14 protein-coding genes and 1 tRNA gene are annotated in these 14,902 nt (G+C 67.7%); 3 read left to right on the forward strand and 12 right to left on the reverse strand.

All coding sequences use genetic code 11. The features are described from left to right. The first annotated feature begins 85 nt into the window (after window positions 1-85). The 3 genes from SS2_RS13135 to SS2_RS13145 all read left to right on the forward strand — a co-directional run bounded on the left by SS2_RS13135 (window position 86) and on the right by SS2_RS13145 (window position 2,668). Window positions 86-1,036 carry an FKBP-type peptidyl-prolyl cis-trans isomerase gene (locus tag SS2_RS13135; protein ID WP_066464887.1) on the forward strand — a complete coding sequence of 317 codons (951 nt, stop codon included), beginning with the start codon at window positions 86-88 and terminating at the stop codon, window positions 1,034-1,036. Window positions 1,037-1,099: 63 nt separating this feature from the next. Continuing rightward, window positions 1,100-2,035, forward strand: coding sequence for an FKBP-type peptidyl-prolyl cis-trans isomerase (locus SS2_RS13140; RefSeq protein WP_083942225.1), 936 nt, complete (start codon window positions 1,100-1,102; stop codon window positions 2,033-2,035). 120 nt (window positions 2,036-2,155) lie between these two features. Continuing rightward, window positions 2,156-2,668, forward strand: coding sequence for a phosphoribosyltransferase (locus tag SS2_RS13145; protein ID WP_066464891.1), 513 nt, complete (start codon window positions 2,156-2,158; stop codon window positions 2,666-2,668). A gap of 16 nt (window positions 2,669-2,684) precedes the next feature. Here SS2_RS13145 and SS2_RS13150 read toward each other — a convergent pair. The 12 genes from SS2_RS13150 to SS2_RS13205 all read right to left on the reverse strand — a co-directional run bounded on the left by SS2_RS13150 (window position 2,685) and on the right by SS2_RS13205 (window position 14,823). Continuing rightward, window positions 2,685-2,758: transfer RNA gene (locus tag SS2_RS13150), tRNA-Cys, on the reverse strand. A gap of 9 nt (window positions 2,759-2,767) precedes the next feature. Further along, entirely contained in the window at window positions 2,768-3,286 is a 519-nt protein-coding gene (locus SS2_RS13155; RefSeq protein WP_066464893.1) for a carboxymuconolactone decarboxylase family protein, read from the reverse strand. Continuing rightward, entirely contained in the window at window positions 3,265-4,491 is a 1,227-nt protein-coding gene (locus SS2_RS13160; RefSeq protein WP_083942226.1) for an FAD-dependent oxidoreductase, read from the reverse strand. Before SS2_RS13160 ends, SS2_RS13155 begins: the two co-directional genes overlap by 22 nt. Window positions 4,492-4,586: 95 nt before the next feature. Continuing rightward, the gene (locus SS2_RS13165; RefSeq protein ID WP_066464894.1) at window positions 4,587-4,859 is read right to left on the reverse strand and encodes a YHS domain-containing protein; all 273 of its coding nucleotides are present in this window, start codon (window positions 4,857-4,859) and stop codon (window positions 4,587-4,589) included. A 49-nt stretch (window positions 4,860-4,908) separates the two neighbouring features. Then, window positions 4,909-7,179, reverse strand: coding sequence for a heavy metal translocating P-type ATPase (locus SS2_RS13170; protein ID WP_066464898.1), 2,271 nt, complete (start codon window positions 7,177-7,179; stop codon window positions 4,909-4,911). A 49-nt stretch (window positions 7,180-7,228) separates the two neighbouring features. Then, a complete protein-coding gene (locus SS2_RS13175) occupies window positions 7,229-8,173 on the reverse strand; it encodes a DUF8832 domain-containing protein (protein ID WP_066464900.1) in 945 nt (314 codons plus the stop codon). Then, on the reverse strand, window positions 8,170-8,382 hold the full coding sequence (locus tag SS2_RS13180; RefSeq protein ID WP_066464902.1) for a heavy-metal-associated domain-containing protein: 213 nt from the start codon (window positions 8,380-8,382) through the stop codon (window positions 8,170-8,172). Before SS2_RS13180 ends, SS2_RS13175 begins: the two co-directional genes overlap by 4 nt. A 377-nt stretch (window positions 8,383-8,759) precedes the next feature. After that, window positions 8,760-9,737, reverse strand: a complete 978-nt coding sequence (gene nrdF, locus SS2_RS13185) for a class 1b ribonucleoside-diphosphate reductase subunit beta (protein ID WP_066464904.1) — start codon at window positions 9,735-9,737, stop codon at window positions 8,760-8,762. 228 nt (window positions 9,738-9,965) lie between these two features. After that, on the reverse strand, window positions 9,966-12,110 hold the full coding sequence (nrdE, locus tag SS2_RS13190) for a class 1b ribonucleoside-diphosphate reductase subunit alpha (RefSeq protein ID WP_066464910.1): 2,145 nt from the start codon (window positions 12,108-12,110) through the stop codon (window positions 9,966-9,968). After that, window positions 12,080-12,496 carry a class Ib ribonucleoside-diphosphate reductase assembly flavoprotein NrdI gene (nrdI, locus tag SS2_RS13195; RefSeq protein WP_066464912.1) on the reverse strand — a complete coding sequence of 139 codons (417 nt, stop codon included), beginning with the start codon at window positions 12,494-12,496 and terminating at the stop codon, window positions 12,080-12,082. The genes nrdE and nrdI overlap by 31 nt, the downstream gene beginning before the upstream one ends. Window positions 12,497-12,527: 31 nt before the next feature. Continuing rightward, window positions 12,528-12,770: a glutaredoxin-like protein NrdH gene (nrdH, locus tag SS2_RS13200; protein ID WP_066464913.1), complete on the reverse strand. Its 243-nt coding sequence runs from the start codon at window positions 12,768-12,770 to the stop codon at window positions 12,528-12,530. A 607-nt stretch (window positions 12,771-13,377) separates the two neighbouring features. Next, window positions 13,378-14,823 carry a GH1 family beta-glucosidase gene (locus tag SS2_RS13205; RefSeq protein ID WP_066464915.1) on the reverse strand — a complete coding sequence of 482 codons (1,446 nt, stop codon included), beginning with the start codon at window positions 14,821-14,823 and terminating at the stop codon, window positions 13,378-13,380. Window positions 14,824-14,902 lie beyond the last annotated feature (79 nt).

A 14,902-nucleotide genomic window follows, 5' to 3' on the forward strand; every position in this document is an offset into this window, starting at 1 on the left:
CACAGCGCGCTTTCAGACTGGGACGCTAGGGTGGCCAGGCGTGCGGTGTGAGCCGCGCGATCGACCATCGAAGGACTGACTCGTCTTGAAGAACCGCACCGTGCGCGGGATCACCGCGCTCGCCCTCGGAGCTGCGCTCCTCCTGTCCGCCTGTGGAAGCTCTGACGATGCCGAGTCGCCGTCGCCCTCAGCCTCGGAGAGCACCGTGGCAGAGCCGACCGCCGCTGACATCGCTGCCCTGGAGGGCGTGACCGTGGAGGGCGAGCCCGGCACCGAGCCGACGCTCACCATCCCCACCCCGCTCACGACGAGCACCGACGTCACGCGCGTCACCTCAGAGGGCACGGGCGACGAGATCACGGAGGGTTCCCTCGTGGGCCTCCAGCTCGTCATGTACACCGGGTCCGACGGCGCCAAGCTGCAGTCCACCTGGGAGAGCGAGCCCTTCGAGGCCCAGCTCAGCGGCGCCGACCTGCCGCCCGCCCTCGAAGAGGCGGTCGTCGGCCAGAAGGTCGGCACGCGCATCCTCTACGCCCAGCCGCAGACCACCGCGGACGGCGCCAGCGACACGATCGTCTTCGCGGTGGACCTGCTGTCCACCCGGGAGGCACCCACCCGCGCCCAGGGCGAGGCCGTGACCCCGGCCGAGGGCCTGCCGACCGTCACCCTCGACGACTCGGGTGTGCCGAGCCTGGACATCCCCGAGGGCTACACCGCCCCCAGCGAGCTGGTCGTCCAGACCCTCATCAAGGGTGACGGTCCGGTCGTGGAGGCCGGACAGGCCATCCAGGTGCAGTACGCCGGGTGGAAGCTCTCCGACGGGTCTCAGTTCGAGTCCTCCTGGGAGAGCGCACCGTTCACCACCGTGATCGGGTCCGGCGCGGTCATCGCCGGATGGGACCAGGGACTTGTCGGCCAGACGGTCGGCAGCCAGGTCCTCCTGGTCATCCCGAAGGCTCTCGCCTACGGGGGCACCGCCAGCGAGCTCGCGGACGAGGACCTCGTCTTCGTCGTCGACATCCTGCGCGTCACCTGACCGGCAGTCTCTGACGCTGCGCTCGCCCCCTCGACGGACCTACTGAAGGACTGACCGGCCTTGATGAACCGAACTGCCCGCGGCATGACCGCGCTCGCCCTCGGAGCTGCGCTCCTGCTGTCCGCCTGCGGTGCTGACGCGTCCGAGGACGCGCCCAGCGCGTCAGGTACCTCCGCTGCCACGCCGAGCGCCGCGGACGTGGCGCTCCTGGAGTCGGTCACGTGGTCGGGCGAGGCAGGCAGCCAGCCCGTGCTCTCCTTCACCGCACCCTTGACGGTCAGCTCTGACGTGTCGCGCGTGGTCACCGAGGGCACCGGGGCCGAGGCCGCGGACGACGGCACGGTGTGGGTCCGCTCGGTGACCTACGACGGCAGCACGGGCGAGGAGTTCGCCCAGTCCGTCGGGTCGTGGGACGTCCCGGAGATGCTCGACCTGAGCGGTGCGCCTGCGGACCACCCGCTGGTCACGGCCCTGAGCGGCAAGAAGGTCGGCACCCAGTCCCTGTACGCCGGCCCCTTCCAGCAGCAGGACGGCACGAGCGTGACGGCACTGTCGGCCCTCGAGATCGTCGAGACACCCCCCGCACTGACCTCCGAGGAAGGGATGCCGACTGTGACCTTCGACGAGGCCGGCATCCCCTCGATCGAGATCGCTCCCGGCTTTGCCGGCCCCGAGGACCTCATCATCGACGTCCTCAGCGAGGGTGACGGTGCGGTGGTCGAGTCCGGGCAGACGGTCACGGTGAACTACACCGGCTGGCTGCAGTCGACGGGCGCGAAGTTCGACTCCTCCTGGGACCGCGGCACCACCTTCGACGTCGCCCCGATCGGCGCGGGGAAGGTCATCGCCGGCTGGGATCAGGGTCTGGTCGGCCAGCAGGTCGGCAGCACGGTGCTGCTGGTCATCCCGCCGGACCTCGGCTACGGCGCTGCCGGTGGCGGGAGCATCCCGGGCGGGTCCACGCTGATCTTCGTCGTGGAGATCGTCGCCGCGTCCTAGTCAGTTCCCACCAGATCGTCTGCGCGCAGGCCCACCCACCGTCCACGGTGGGTGGGCCTGCGCCGTACCCGGGACCGAGGTCTCGGTCGACGGCCCTCGGAGGCGGCGTAGGGTGATCCAGTGAGCATCGACCAGTCCCCCGCACCTGACCGTGAAGTCCTCAGCTGGGAGACCTTCGGTCTCGCCTCCCGCCAGCTCGCCGAGCAGGTCGTGGCGAGCGGGTTCCTGCCCGAGGTCGTGGTCGCTGTGGCGCGCGGCGGTCTGCTGCCCGGTGGCGCGGTGGCCTATGCCCTGGGCACCAAGGGCATCGGCACGCTCAACGTCGAGTTCTACACCGACATCGGTCAGACCCTCGCGGACCCGCGGGTCCTCCCCCCGCTCATGGACACCTCTGAGCTCCCGGGCGCCCGGGTGCTCGTCGTCGACGACGTCGCTGACTCCGGCCGGACCCTCGCCCTGGTCATGTCCATGCTCGCGGACAAGGGCGTCCAGGCCCGCTCGGCGGTCCTGTACACCAAGCCCTCCTCGATCATCCGCCCCGACTACTCCTGGAAGAACACCGACCGCTGGATCACCTTCCCGTGGTCGGCCCAGCCGCCTGTCGAGGGCGCCCTGCCCGCAGCGCGGGAGTAGCAGGGCTGGAGCCACATGGAGGTGCCTACGGGATTCGAACCCGTGTCGACGGCTTTGCAGGCCGCTGCCTCACCACTCGGCCAAGGCACCAGAGCGAGATCAGTCGCCTGGGGTGAGACCGGCGACCAGGTTGAAGGCGCCGGTGAGGATGTTGAGGGACACGATGCCGACGACGTCGACGATCTCCCGGTCGCTGTAGCCGTAGGCACGCAGCCGCGCTATGTCGTCGTCCGTGATCGACGTCGGTGCGCGGTAGACCTGCAGACCCAGCTGGATCATGGCTGCGATCGACGGGATGTCAGACCTTCCCTCCTGGGCGAGGGAGATCGCCTCGTCCGTCTGGCCGAGGGACCGCGCGGCGCTGACATGAGAACCCAGGCACATGCCGCATCCCTGCTGGGACTGCACCGCGATCGAGATCAGCTCGCTGATCGTGCGGTCGAGCCGAGCGCGACGCATGGCCTTGCTCAGCTGCAGATAGCCTCCGAGCACTGCTGGCGAATGAGCCATCGTCGAGACCATGTCACCCACGGAGCCGTGGCGAGCGACGAGCTCGCCCAGCAGCTCGCGCGAGGCCCCCGTGGCGGAGGCGGGAGTCAGTGCGGGGAAACGGGGCATGATGCCTCCTGTGTTGTCGCTGATTCGTGCCGGTGGACGAGGCGGGTGATCTCGTCGGTGGCGTCCTCGACCGTGTGGAGCCGCTGCCCCCACCGGTAGACCGTGCCGACGGCGTCGATGCCCGTGACACCGACGACTGTCCCCTGCCGCTCGTGGTGCACGACGAACTCGTCGCCGGCCACCAGACGGCCGCCGTCCCCCGTGAGTCCGACTCCCGCGATCGTGCGTCCGTAGACCATCGCCATGAAGGGGCTGCGCGGACGGTAGGGGCCGGGATCGCCGCCCAGGCCGAGGTCGTGGAGCGCAACCTCGGCCGCGTGCGCACCCTGCGCGGAGGCGTCCTGCCAGTGGTCGATGCGCCAGGTGCCGAGGGCGTCGTGGTGTGTGGCGACGCCGCCGGCTGCGTAGACGTCTGGCGCGTCCGCACGGAGGCGGTCGTCGACATCGAGGCCGTCGATCCAGGGCGCCGGAGCCGCCGGCGTCGTGCCAAGCGCGACCAGGAGGAGGTCCGCGACGACCTGGCTGGCGGTGTCGAGCGTGGTCACGACCCCGGCGTCGGTCACGTCCACGCGCTGCACGGTTCGGCCGACGTGGATGGTGCCTCGTGAGCTGTGCTCAGCGGCCATGCGCTCGGCGACGTGAACCCCGAAGGCACCGATGCCGGGGATGGCGCTCCGAGAGATCAGCACGACGCTGTGCCCCTCGTCGCGCAGGATCGAGGCAGCCTCAGCCGCGATGATCCCTCCGCCGTAGATCGCGACGCGGGCGCGTCGCCCTTGGCCGGTCAGCAGCTCGCGGATGCGTCGTGCGTCGTCGAGGGTGTGCAGAGCGCTCACACGGCCGGCCGTCGCCGCGGTCAGGCCACCGACGACGTCGACGGGCAGCGCGCGGGCTCGGCTCCCTGTGGCGACGACGAGCGCGTCGTAGCTCAGTCGTGTGCCCGATGCCAGCTCCACCTCGCGTGCGGTGGTGGCGACTGCGACGACGGAGTCGGAGCTGATGGGGACGTCGGGCAGCGGGAGCTTGATGGCCTCCGGGGATGCGGGTCCGAAGGCGATCCCCTTGATGAGCATCCGGCTGTAGGGCGTCTCGCCGGTGGGGCCGAGGAGGGTGACTCGGACATCGTCCCGGGGGGCAAGGACGCGCGCGGCAGCGGTGCCGGCCGCTCCTGCGCCGAGGATGAGGATCTGGGGCGGGCTGGTCATGGGGGTCTCCTGAGCTGGGCGGCTGCAACGCGGGCGGCGCTCTGAGGGGTGGGGTGTCGCGGCCGGGCGGCCGCGACACCCCACGAGCTGATGATCTACGCCACGGTGGCGGCGTAGGTGGCCGGGTCTGAGTCGAAGGCGGGGCCACAACCGGCGCAGCAGAAGTAGTAACGCTGGCCGTCGTAGTCGCGGAAGAGACCGGCCGCCTCAGCAGCTGTCTTGCTGACCGGGCTCCCGACCATGACCGGGCACGTCGTCATGTCGTCGGTCCCTCCGCCGAGCAGGTTGGCGCGGCCGTCGCCGTCAGCAGCAGAGTTCGGTGCGGGGGTGCTGCAGCAGCTCGAAGCTGCCGGGGTCTCGTCTGTCATGATCGGTGAGAACCTTTCGTCGTTGTCACTGGTGGAGTGGGTCGTGGCGTCACAGGGCGGCGACGCTCTTGAACCCGCGCAGGCGGAGGCTGTTGCCGACGACGAAGACGCTGGAGAACGCCATCGCCGCGCCTGCGAGCATGGGGTTGAGCATGCCGAGCGCTGCGACCGGGATCGCGGCGACGTTGTAGGCGAATGCCCAGAACAGGTTGGTCTTGATCGTGGCGAGCGTCTTGCGTGACAGCCGGATCGCGTCGACTGCCGAGCGCAGGTCGCCGCGCACGAGCGTGATGTCAGACGCTTCGATCGCGACGTCGGTGCCGGTTCCCATCGCAAGCCCGAGGTCGGCCTGCGCCAGCGCCGGGGCGTCGTTCACGCCGTCGCCGACCATCGCGACGACCTTGCCCTCCTTCTGGAGACGAGCGACGACATCCACCTTGTCCTTGGGCAGGACCTCCGCGATGACCTGGTCGATACCCACCTCGGCGGCGATCCGGCGGGCGACCGCCTCGTTGTCACCGGTGAGCAGCACCGGAGTGAGGCCGATCGCCTTGAGCTGGGCGATCGCCTCGGCGCTCGTCGGCTTGACGGTGTCGGCGACGACGAGGATGCCGCGCGCCTGACCGTCCCACCCGATCGCGACGACGGTCTTGCCTTCGTTCTCAGCGCTCGCCTTCGCGGCGGCGACCTCACGGGAGAGCTTCTGCGACCAGTCGGCCAGCAACGACTCACGCCCGACCACGACCGAGGTGCCCTCGACGATCCCTTGCACGCCCTTGCCCTCGACGTTCGCGAAGTCCTCGGGCGTCGGCAGCTGACCGACCTCCTGCGTGGCGCCCTTGGCGATCGCCTGCGCGATCGGGTGCTCAGAGGCATCCTCGAGCGCGCCTGCCAGACGCAAGAGCCGCGCGCGGTCGACGCCGGGCTCGGTCACGACGTCGACGAGGGTCATCTTGCCTGTGGTGACGGTCCCGGTCTTGTCCAGGACCACGGTATCGACCTTGCGGGTCGACTCCAGCACCTCGGGACCCTTGATGAGGATTCCCATCTGCGCGCCACGTCCGGTGCCGACCAGCAGCGCGGTCGGGGTCGCCAGACCCAGGGCGCACGGGCAGGCGATCACGAGCACCGCGACGGCCGCCGTGAATGCGGCGGCCACGGGGAAGCCCGCACCGAGCCACGCACCGAGGGTGACGACGGCGACGACGATCACGATCGGCACGAACACGCCGGAGATGCGGTCGGCGAGCCGCTGCACCTCGGCCTTGCCTGTCTGCGCGTCCTCCACCAGCTTGGCCATCTGTGCGAGCTGCGTGTCGGAGCCGACGCGGGTGGCGCGGACGACCAGGCGTCCACCGGCGTTGACGGTCGCACCGGTGACGGCATCGCCGACACCGACCTCGACGGGCACAGACTCGCCGGTGAGCATGGACGCATCCACGGCAGAGGAGCCGGAGGTGACGATGCCGTCGGTGGCGATCTTCTCGCCGGGGCGCACGACGAACTCGTCGCCGACGAGGAGCTCCTCGCTCGGGATCTTGACCTCTGCACCATCACGCAGCACGGAGACTTCCTTCGCACCGAGCTCGAGCAGCGCACGGAGCGCGGCTCCCGCCTGACGCTTGGAGCGCTTCTCGAAGTAGCGGCCGGCGAGGATGAACATCGTCACGCCCGCACCGACCTCGAGGTAGATGTTCGCGGCGCCGTCGGACGGGGCGATGGTGAGCTCGAAGGGGTGCGTCATGCCTGGCATCCCAGCGGTTTCGAAGAACAGCGCGTAGAGCGACCACAGGAGCGCGACCGAGGTGCCGAGCGAGATGAGCGTGTCCATCGTCGCGGTGCCGTGCTTGAGATTCGTCCATGCGGCTTTGTGGAACGGCCACGCCCCCCACGCGATCACCGGCGCGGCAAGGGCGAGGGACGCCCACTGCCAGTAGGTGAACTGCAGCGCGGGGATCATGGCCATCGCGATCACGGGAACCGTCAGGACGATCGCCCCGATCAGCCGGTACCGCAGCGAGGTGAGCTCGGGATCGAGCTCGTCTGCCTCGCTCGAGCCGCCCTGCGCACCCGTGGCGTTCTTCGGTCGGGGTAGCGCGGCTGTGTAGCCCGTCTTCTCGACCTCAGCCACCAGCACTGCGGGGTCATATCCTGCGGGCACGGTGACTCGTGCTTTCTCGGTGGCGTAGTTGACCGTCGCCGAGACGCCGTCGAGCTTGTTCAGCTTCTTCTCGATCCGGTTCGCACAGGAGGCGCAGGTCATCCCGCCGATCTCCAGCTCGATGCCCAGCCCACCGGTGAGGGGTGCTGATGTGCTCATGCTTCTTCCTTCTCTCTCAGAGTCTGAGTGCGACGGCCTGACCCGGGGGTCAGTGCCCACCCTCGTCATTCGACGGTTTGCCGTCGCTGTGCCCGGCATCGATCACGAGCTCGGCAGTGTGAACCTCACCGTCGACCTGGAAGTCCAGGTACATGAGGTACCGGCCCGCGGTCGGCGCCTCAGCCATGAACCCGACCTCTGGCCCTGCCAGGTCGCCGGCTTGAGGTTCGTCTCCCTCCGCATGCACGTGCAGGTAGGCGAGGTCCCCCTCACGCAGCGCGACCAGGTGCCCGAACGCCCCCAGGTACGGCTCGAGCGAGGTCACTGGCTGTCCGCCACGCTGGACCGTGACCGTGAGACGGCTCGGTTCCCCAGCTGTCAGGTCTCCGTCGAGGGAGACGGTGAAGCCGTCGACCTCGGTGGCACGCTGCACCTCCCGTGCGGCAAGGGTGAGATCCCCCGGGACATCGACCGAGCGCGTCACGGTGATGCTCGCCGCGTCGTGCGCGTCCGCGGCCCCGGGTGTGAAGGTGGCGTACACCCTGTAGGTGCCGGCCGCGTCCCACGTCCACGGCACCGACCAGGTGCCGCTGCTCGCATCGAGCTCTGGGTGGACGTGCCGGTACTCGGCGCCGTCCGTGCGCACCACGATGAGGTGAAGGTCCGTGTCGTGGGCCTCGGTGAACTCCCTCACGGCTTCGCCTGACGCGGTCTGGATCTGGAAGCTCAGGTCGCCTGCGGCCCCAGTGGTCCCGGGAGCCTCGACCGGCGAGAGCACAAAGCCGTCGGCATCGATCGAGAGACCGCTGAAGGTGGGTGCAGTCGGCTGCTGATCAGCCGCGTTGCCGTTCTCGTCGTGCGTGTTCACGTCGTTTCCTTCCGACCACTGCGCTACGTAGCTGTCGGGGACGACGGCGCCAGATGCTGCAAGAGCACCACCGAAGGCCACCACCAGCCCCGCCCCGAAGGTCGCGAGCCGCGCTCCGGCGTTCATCTGACGCTCACCGCCGAGTAACCGGCCTCGGCGACTGCGGCAAGCACCGTCGCGTCGTCGATCTCGCCTGCGGCGGTCACGACGAGCGTGCCCGTCGCGGCGCTGACCTGAACGTCTTCGACGCCAGCGATCTCGCTGACCTCCTCGCGGATGGACAGCTCGCAGTGTCCGCAGGTCATGCCCGTCACCTGGTACTCGCTGGCAGTCATCGACTTCCCCTTCCATGGATACCCCTACCGGGTATGCGTATCGCCACCGTATACCCCCCATGGGTATTCCTACAAGCCGAGACGCTGGTGACCGAGCCAGGCGGGAGGAGGTCGGCGCGGCCCGGGACCGTCGGCTGGACACGACCCTGCGCCCAGCCGACGCCCCCCCCCGTGCCGGTGGTACGACAAAGCCCGCCTGACCATCAAGGTCAGGCGGGCTTGTGAGAGAACAGCAGGACACGGCCGTCGGCCTCTGAGAGGCGGGATCCGTCGCCGTCGGGGGCTGCTGGGGGCTTGCTGGGGCTGCAGCTGGGGGCCACGACGAAGCGGCCCCCGGCATGGATGCCGGGGGCCGCAGACTCACCGAGGTCGACGAGCTAGAAGTCCCAGTCCTCGTCTTCGGTGTTCACAGCCTTGCCGATGACGTAGGAGGAACCGGAGCCGGAGAAGAAGTCGTGGTTCTCGTCAGCATTGGGGCTCAGGGCCGAGAGGATCGCCGGGTTGACGTCCGTCTCGTCCTTGGGGAAGAGCGCCTCGTAGCCGAGGTTCATGAGCGCCTTGTTGGCGTTGTAGCGCAGGAACTTCTTGACGTCCTCGGTCAGGCCGACGCCGTCGTAGAGGTCTGCGGTGTACTGGACCTCGTTCTCGTAGAGCTCGAAGAGCAGCTCGAAGGTGTAGGCCTTCATCTCGTCGCGCTCGGCCTGGGTGAGCTTCTCCAGACCCTTCTGGAACTTGTAGCCGATGTAGTACCCGTGCACAGCCTCGTCGCGGATGATGAGGCGGATGAGGTCAGCGGTGTTGGTCAGCTTGGCCCGGCTGGACCAGTACATGGGCAGGTAGAAGCCGGAGTAGAAGAGGAAGGACTCCAGCAGGGTCGAGGCGACCTTGCGCTTGAGCGGGGAGTCGCCGTGGTAGTACTTCAGGACGATCTCAGCCTTGCGCTGCAGGTTCGGGTTCTCCTCCGACCAGCGGAAGGCCTCGTCGATCTCCTGGGTGGAGATGAGGGTGGAGAAGATCGAGGAGTAGCTCTTGGCGTGCACCGACTCCATGAACGCGATGTTCGTGTAGACGGCTTCCTCGTGCGGGGTGACGGCGTCGGGGATGAGGCTGACAGCGCCCACCGTGCCCTGGATCGTGTCGAGGAGCGTCAGACCGGTGAAGACGCGGGTGGTCAGCTCCTTCTCGGCCGGCGTGAGGGTCGCCCAGGACTGGATGTCGTTGGACACCGGGACCTTCTCGGGCAACCAGAAGTTCCCCACCAGGCGGTCCCAGACCTCAAGGTCCTTGTCGTCCTCGATGCGGTTCCAGTTGATCGCCTGAACTCGGCTGACCAGCTTGAGCTTTCCGGTGGACATCTCTACTCCCTCTCCCACCCGAAGGCGGGGATCCTGACATACATAAAGTGCACAACACCCCGTCTACCGGAGCCGACCTGCTCACCCGGCCACCCTCGAAGGGGCGACGGGCACCGAGCACCTGGAGCGATCCGGGTCTGTGATCGTGGCGGGCCTGGCAGGCCGCGCAGCGGCCCGGCGATCACAGACCCGGATCGCGGAAGGTGCGGTCCGAGCGACAGCAAAGAACTACAGCATGCAGGACACGCAGCCCTCGACCTCGGTGCCCTCCAGGGCGAGCTGGCGCAGACGGATGTAGTAGAGCGTCTTGATGCCCTTGCGCCACGCGTAGATCTGCGCGCGGTTGACGTCACGCGTGGTCGCGGTGTCCTTGAAGAACAGCGTCAGGGACAGGCCCTGATCCACGTGCTGCGTCGCCGCGGCGTACGTGTCGATGATCTTCTCGTAGCCGATCTCGTACGCGTCCTGGTAGTACTCCAGGTTGTCGTTGGTCAGGTAGGGAGCCGGGTAGTACACGCGCCCGAGCTTGCCTTCCTTGCGGATCTCGATCTTCGAGGCGATCGGGTGGATCGACGCGGTCGAGTTGTTGATGTAGCTGATCGACCCGGTGGGCGGCACAGCCTGGAGGTTCTGGTTGTAGATGCCGTGCTCCATGACCGACGCCTTGAGCTCGCGCCAGTCGTCCTGCGTGGGGATGTGCACGCCCGCGGTCTCGAAGAGCCCGGCGACCTTGGCGGTGGCCGGCACCCACTCCTGCTCGGTGTACTTGTCGAAGTACTCGCCCGTGGCGTACTTGGAGTCCTCGAAGCCGTCGAAGGCGCGCCCGCGCTCGATCGCGAGGCGGTTGGACGCCGCGATCGCATGGAAGGCCACCGTGTAGAAGTAGATGTTCGTGAAGTCGATGCCTTCTTCGGAACCGTAGAAGACCCGCTCCCGAGCGAGGTAGCCGTGCAGGTTCATCTGACCCAGGCCGATGGCGTGACCGCCCTCGTTGGCACGCTTGATGGACGGGACCGACTCGATGCTGGTCTGGTCCGAGACGGCCGTCAGCGCACGGATGGCGGTGTCGATCGTCTTGGCGAAGTCCGGGGAGTCCATGGCCTTGGCGATGTTGAGCGAGCCGAGGTTGCAGGAGATGTCGCGGCCGACGTGGTCGTAGGACAGGTCCGTGTTGTACGTCGAGGGCGTGGAGACCTGGAGGATCTCCGAGCACAGGTTGGAGTGCGTGATGCGGCCCTTGATCGGGTTCGCGGCGTTGACCGTGTCCTCGAACATGACGTAGGGGTAGCCGGACTCGAACTGGAGCTCGGCGAGGGTCTGGAAGAACTCGCGCGCCTTGATCTTCGTCTTGCGGATCCGGCCGTCGTCGACCATCTCGCGGTACTTCTCCGTGACGGACACGTCGGCGAAGGGCACGCCGTAGACCCGCTCGACGTCGTACGGGGAGAAGAGGTACATGTCCTCGTTCTTCTGGGCCAGCTCGAAGGTGATGTCCGGGATGACCACGCCGAGGGAGAGGGTCTTGATGCGGATCTTCTCGTCGGCGTTCTCACGCTTGGTGTCCAGGAACCGCATGATGTCCGGGTGGTGGGCGTGCAGGTACACCGCACCCGCACCCTGACGCGCGCCGAGCTGGTTCGCGTAGGAGAAGGAGTCTTCGAGGAGCTTCATCACGGGGATGATGCCGGAGGACTGGTTCTCGATGTGCTTGATGGGCGCACCGTGCTCGCGGATGTTGCTCAGCAGCAGAGCGACGCCACCACCACGCTTGGACAGCTGGAGGGAGGAGTTGATGCCGCGCGAGATCGACTCCATGTTGTCTTCGATGCGCAGCAGGAAGCAGGACACCGACTCCCCGCGCTGGGCCTTGCCCGCGTTGAGGAAGGTCGGGGTGGCCGGCTGGAAGCGACCGGAGATGATCTCCTCGACGATGTCGAGGGCGGTCTGCTCGTTGCCGTCGGCCAGGGTCAGGGCCACCATCGAGACACGGTCCTCGAAGCGCTCGAGGTACCGCTTGCCGTCGAAGGTCTTGAGCGTGTACGAGGTGTAGTACTTGAAGGCGCCGAGGAAGGTCTCGAAGCGGAACTTCTTGGAGTACGCGAAGTCGAAGAGACGCTTGACGAAGTCTGCGTCGTACTTGGCGAGGATCTCAGGCTCGTAGTACTTGTTCTCCACGAGGTACTCGAGCTTCTCGGCGAGGCTGTGGAAGAACACCGTGTTCTGGTTGACGTGCTGCAGGAAGTACTGCCGCGCCGCCTGACGATCCTTGTCGAACTGGATCTCACCGTCGGGCCCGTAGAGGTTGAGCATCGCGTTGAGCGAGTGGTAGTCGAACTCGGTCTCTACGCCGGAATCCGTGACTGTCGTTGCCAAAACTGATCCAATCCTTCGCGGACGCGTTGCACGTCCTCAGCAGTTCCAAGGAGCTCGAACCCGTACAGGTACGGGACGTCACACTTGGCAGAGACGATGCCACCGGCTATGCAGTACGCCGAACCGAAGTTCGTGTTGCCAGCAGCAATGACACCGCGGATGAGCGAGCGGTTGTGCTCGTCGTTAAGAAATTTCACGACCTGACGGGGGACGGCCCCGCCCTCGTTGCCCCCGCCGTAGGTGGGGACCATGAGGACGTACGGCTCGTCGACCCGCAGGAATCCGTCAGTGGGCCGCAAGGGGATGCGATGAGCATCGATCCCGAGCTTGCGGACGAACCGGTGGGTGTTCTCGGACGTGGATGAGAAGTAGACGAGATTCGCCATGTCACCTCACCTCACAAGCTTCCACCCGGCCTCAGGCGACCGAGGCGACCTTCTCCGCCAGGGCGCTGATCTGGTCGGGGCGAAAGCCGGACCAGTGCTCGTTACCGGCCACGACGACCGGAGCCTGGAGGTAGCCGAGGCCACGCACCATCTCCAGCGCCTCAGCGTCCTGGCTGATGTCCACGATCGTGTACTCGATGCCGCGCTTGTCGAGAGCTCGGTAGGTCGCGTCGCACTGGACACATGCCGGCTTGCTGTAGACCGTGATGCTCATCCTGGGGTCTCCTCGGTATGGGGCTTCTTCAGCCCGGGGTTCTCATGCTGATGGGTCGATCACGTGCGTTGCGAGCACTGTCACAGATGCTTCGCCGACCGGTCGCCGTCGACCGGAGCGGCGGGTGACCTTGAACTACACGACTGAAACTACGGGGGTGATGTTCGCGCCCTGTGCTGTCGATGACTGCGGGGCGCTAAGCATGTAACCACTATACCTAGGGGTTCGACCGGGACGCTACCCCTAGAACTTGTAGGACGTGTCGGGCAAGACACAGTGACGCCTCGGAGGGTGTGGACTGCTCTGTGGACAACTCCAGCGACCGTCATGGCGTCTGCGACCTTTCCTGACGAGCCCCGCTGCGGGGTCTGCATCCAGTCTCCTCGGGACCCCTGACATTCCGTGGAGTTGGGTGCCTCGCGCCGCGCTCCGCGCCGGTCCGAGCATGCAGAGCGGGGTCGTCCACCCCCTGTGGACGACCATCGTCCACGGGTGGTGGACGACCCCTGTCAGGTGGTGCCCACCCGGCCAGCCCGGGCCGGGTGAAGATCGTCACAAGCCTCCGCGCTGCCCACAGGTCGAGACCGACGGCGAGCTGTGCATGTGCTCAGTACCGGATGTCCTCCGATGCAGGCAGCACCCCGCTCGTGGCCAGCGTGCGGTACCAGTACGCGGAGTCCTTCCACGTGCGCACCTGGGTGTCGTAGTCGACTCGGATGATGCCGAAGCGCCTGTCGTAGCCGAAGGACCACTCGAAGTTGTCCAGCAGCGACCAGGCGAAGTAGCCCCGCACGTCCGCGCCGGCGTCGATCGCCGCGCCCACGGCGTCGATGTGGTCGTGGAGGTAGGAGACCCGTCGCTCGTCGTGCACCCGGCCGTCCGCGGACACCTCGTCGCCGAAGGCCGCGCCGTTCTCGGTGACCATGAGCGGCTGACCGGGGTACCTGGCGTGCAACGAGAGCAGCAGCTCCGTCATCCCGGAGGGGTCGATGTTCCACCCCATCGCCGTGTAGGGCCCCGGGACCGGGACTCCCTCGACGTCGAGCACGCCGACCAGGACCGACGCCGGCGTCTGGCCCTCCGGGACGCGGCCAGCGCCCTCGACGAAGCGCACCATCCCGGTGGAGTAGTAGTTGATGCCCAGGACGTCCATCTGCACCTGGCACAGCTCGGCGTCACCGGGCTGGATGAACGACCAGTCCGTCACGTGCGCGAGGTCAGCCAGCAGGTCGGAGGGATAGACCCCCTCCAGGAGCGGCTGCAGGAAGATCCGGTTGCCGACGGCGTCCGCGCGGCGCACGGCCTCCAGGTCGAGCGCCGAGGTGGGGTCAGCGGGCCGGTTGACGTGCAGGTTGAGCGTGATGGAGACCTTGGCGTCCTCGCCGAGCACCTCCCGGATGGCCCGTGCTGCCAGCCCGTGCCCGAGGTTGAGGTGGTGAGCGGCGGTGAGCGCCTCCACCGGGTCGGTGTGGCCGGGTGCGTGCTCTCCGTTGGCATAGCCGAGGTACGCCGCGCACCACGGCTCGTTGATCGTGGTCCACACGTCGATCCGGTCACCGAGCTCGACGGCCATCCGACGGGCATAGTCGGCGAAGGCGTAGGCCGTCGCACGGTTGGTCCAGCCACCCTCGTCCTGGAGCTCCTGGGGCAGGTCCCAGTGGTAGAGGGTCACCACAGGCTTGACTCCCGCGGCGAGGAGCGCGTCCACCAGCATGGAGTAGAAGGCGATGCCCTCGGCGTTGAACTCCCCCGAGCCGCCGGGCTGCACCCGGGGCCACGAGATCGAGAAGCGGTAGGCACCGAGGCCGAGGTCGGCGATGTGCTGCACGTCCTCGGCCCACCGGTGGTAGTGGTCGTCCGCCACGTCGCCGGTGTCTCCGTTGAGGGTCTTTCCCGGGGTGCGAGAGAACGTGTCCCAGATCGACACGCCACGCCCTCCCTCCTCGACCGCGCCCTCGATCTGGTAGGCGGCGGTGGCCGACCCCCAGACGAAGTCGGCGGGGAACTGGCGAGCGCCGGTGGTGGCGACGGACGGTCCTGCAGATTCGGGCACAGCTGCTCCTTGCGAGTGCGTCCCCGGCCGAGGCCAGGGACCGGGGTCAGGATGAGGGGAGAGAGGACGGGAGGAGAGG

It is taken from the genome of Sanguibacter suarezii NBRC 16159 (assembly GCF_001552735.1).
In the GTDB taxonomy this organism is placed as follows: Bacteria; Actinomycetota; Actinomycetes; order Actinomycetales; family Cellulomonadaceae; genus Sanguibacter; species Sanguibacter suarezii.

Bases quoted from the DNA above. Each gene is read 5' to 3' on its own strand.
- SS2_RS13140 (WP_083942225.1), top strand. From the start codon at position 1,100: ATGAACCGAACTGCCCGCGGCATGACCGCGCTCGCCCTCGGAGCTGCG.
- SS2_RS13155 (WP_066464893.1), bottom strand. From the start codon at position 3,286: ATGCCCCGTTTCCCCGCACTGACTCCCGCCTCCGCCACGGGGGCCTCG.
- SS2_RS13160 (WP_083942226.1), bottom strand. From the start codon at position 4,491: ATGACCAGCCCGCCCCAGATCCTCATCCTCGGCGCAGGAGCGGCCGGC.
- SS2_RS13165 (WP_066464894.1), bottom strand. From the start codon at position 4,859: ATGACAGACGAGACCCCGGCAGCTTCGAGCTGCTGCAGCACCCCCGCA.
- SS2_RS13170 (WP_066464898.1), bottom strand. From the start codon at position 7,179: ATGAGCACATCAGCACCCCTCACCGGTGGGCTGGGCATCGAGCTGGAG.
- SS2_RS13175 (WP_066464900.1), bottom strand. From the start codon at position 8,173: ATGAACGCCGGAGCGCGGCTCGCGACCTTCGGGGCGGGGCTGGTGGTG.
- SS2_RS13180 (WP_066464902.1), bottom strand. From the start codon at position 8,382: ATGACTGCCAGCGAGTACCAGGTGACGGGCATGACCTGCGGACACTGC.
- nrdF (WP_066464904.1), bottom strand. From the start codon at position 9,737: ATGTCCACCGGAAAGCTCAAGCTGGTCAGCCGAGTTCAGGCGATCAAC.
- nrdI (WP_066464912.1), bottom strand. From the start codon at position 12,496: ATGGCGAATCTCGTCTACTTCTCATCCACGTCCGAGAACACCCACCGG.
- nrdH (WP_066464913.1), bottom strand. From the start codon at position 12,770: ATGAGCATCACGGTCTACAGCAAGCCGGCATGTGTCCAGTGCGACGCG.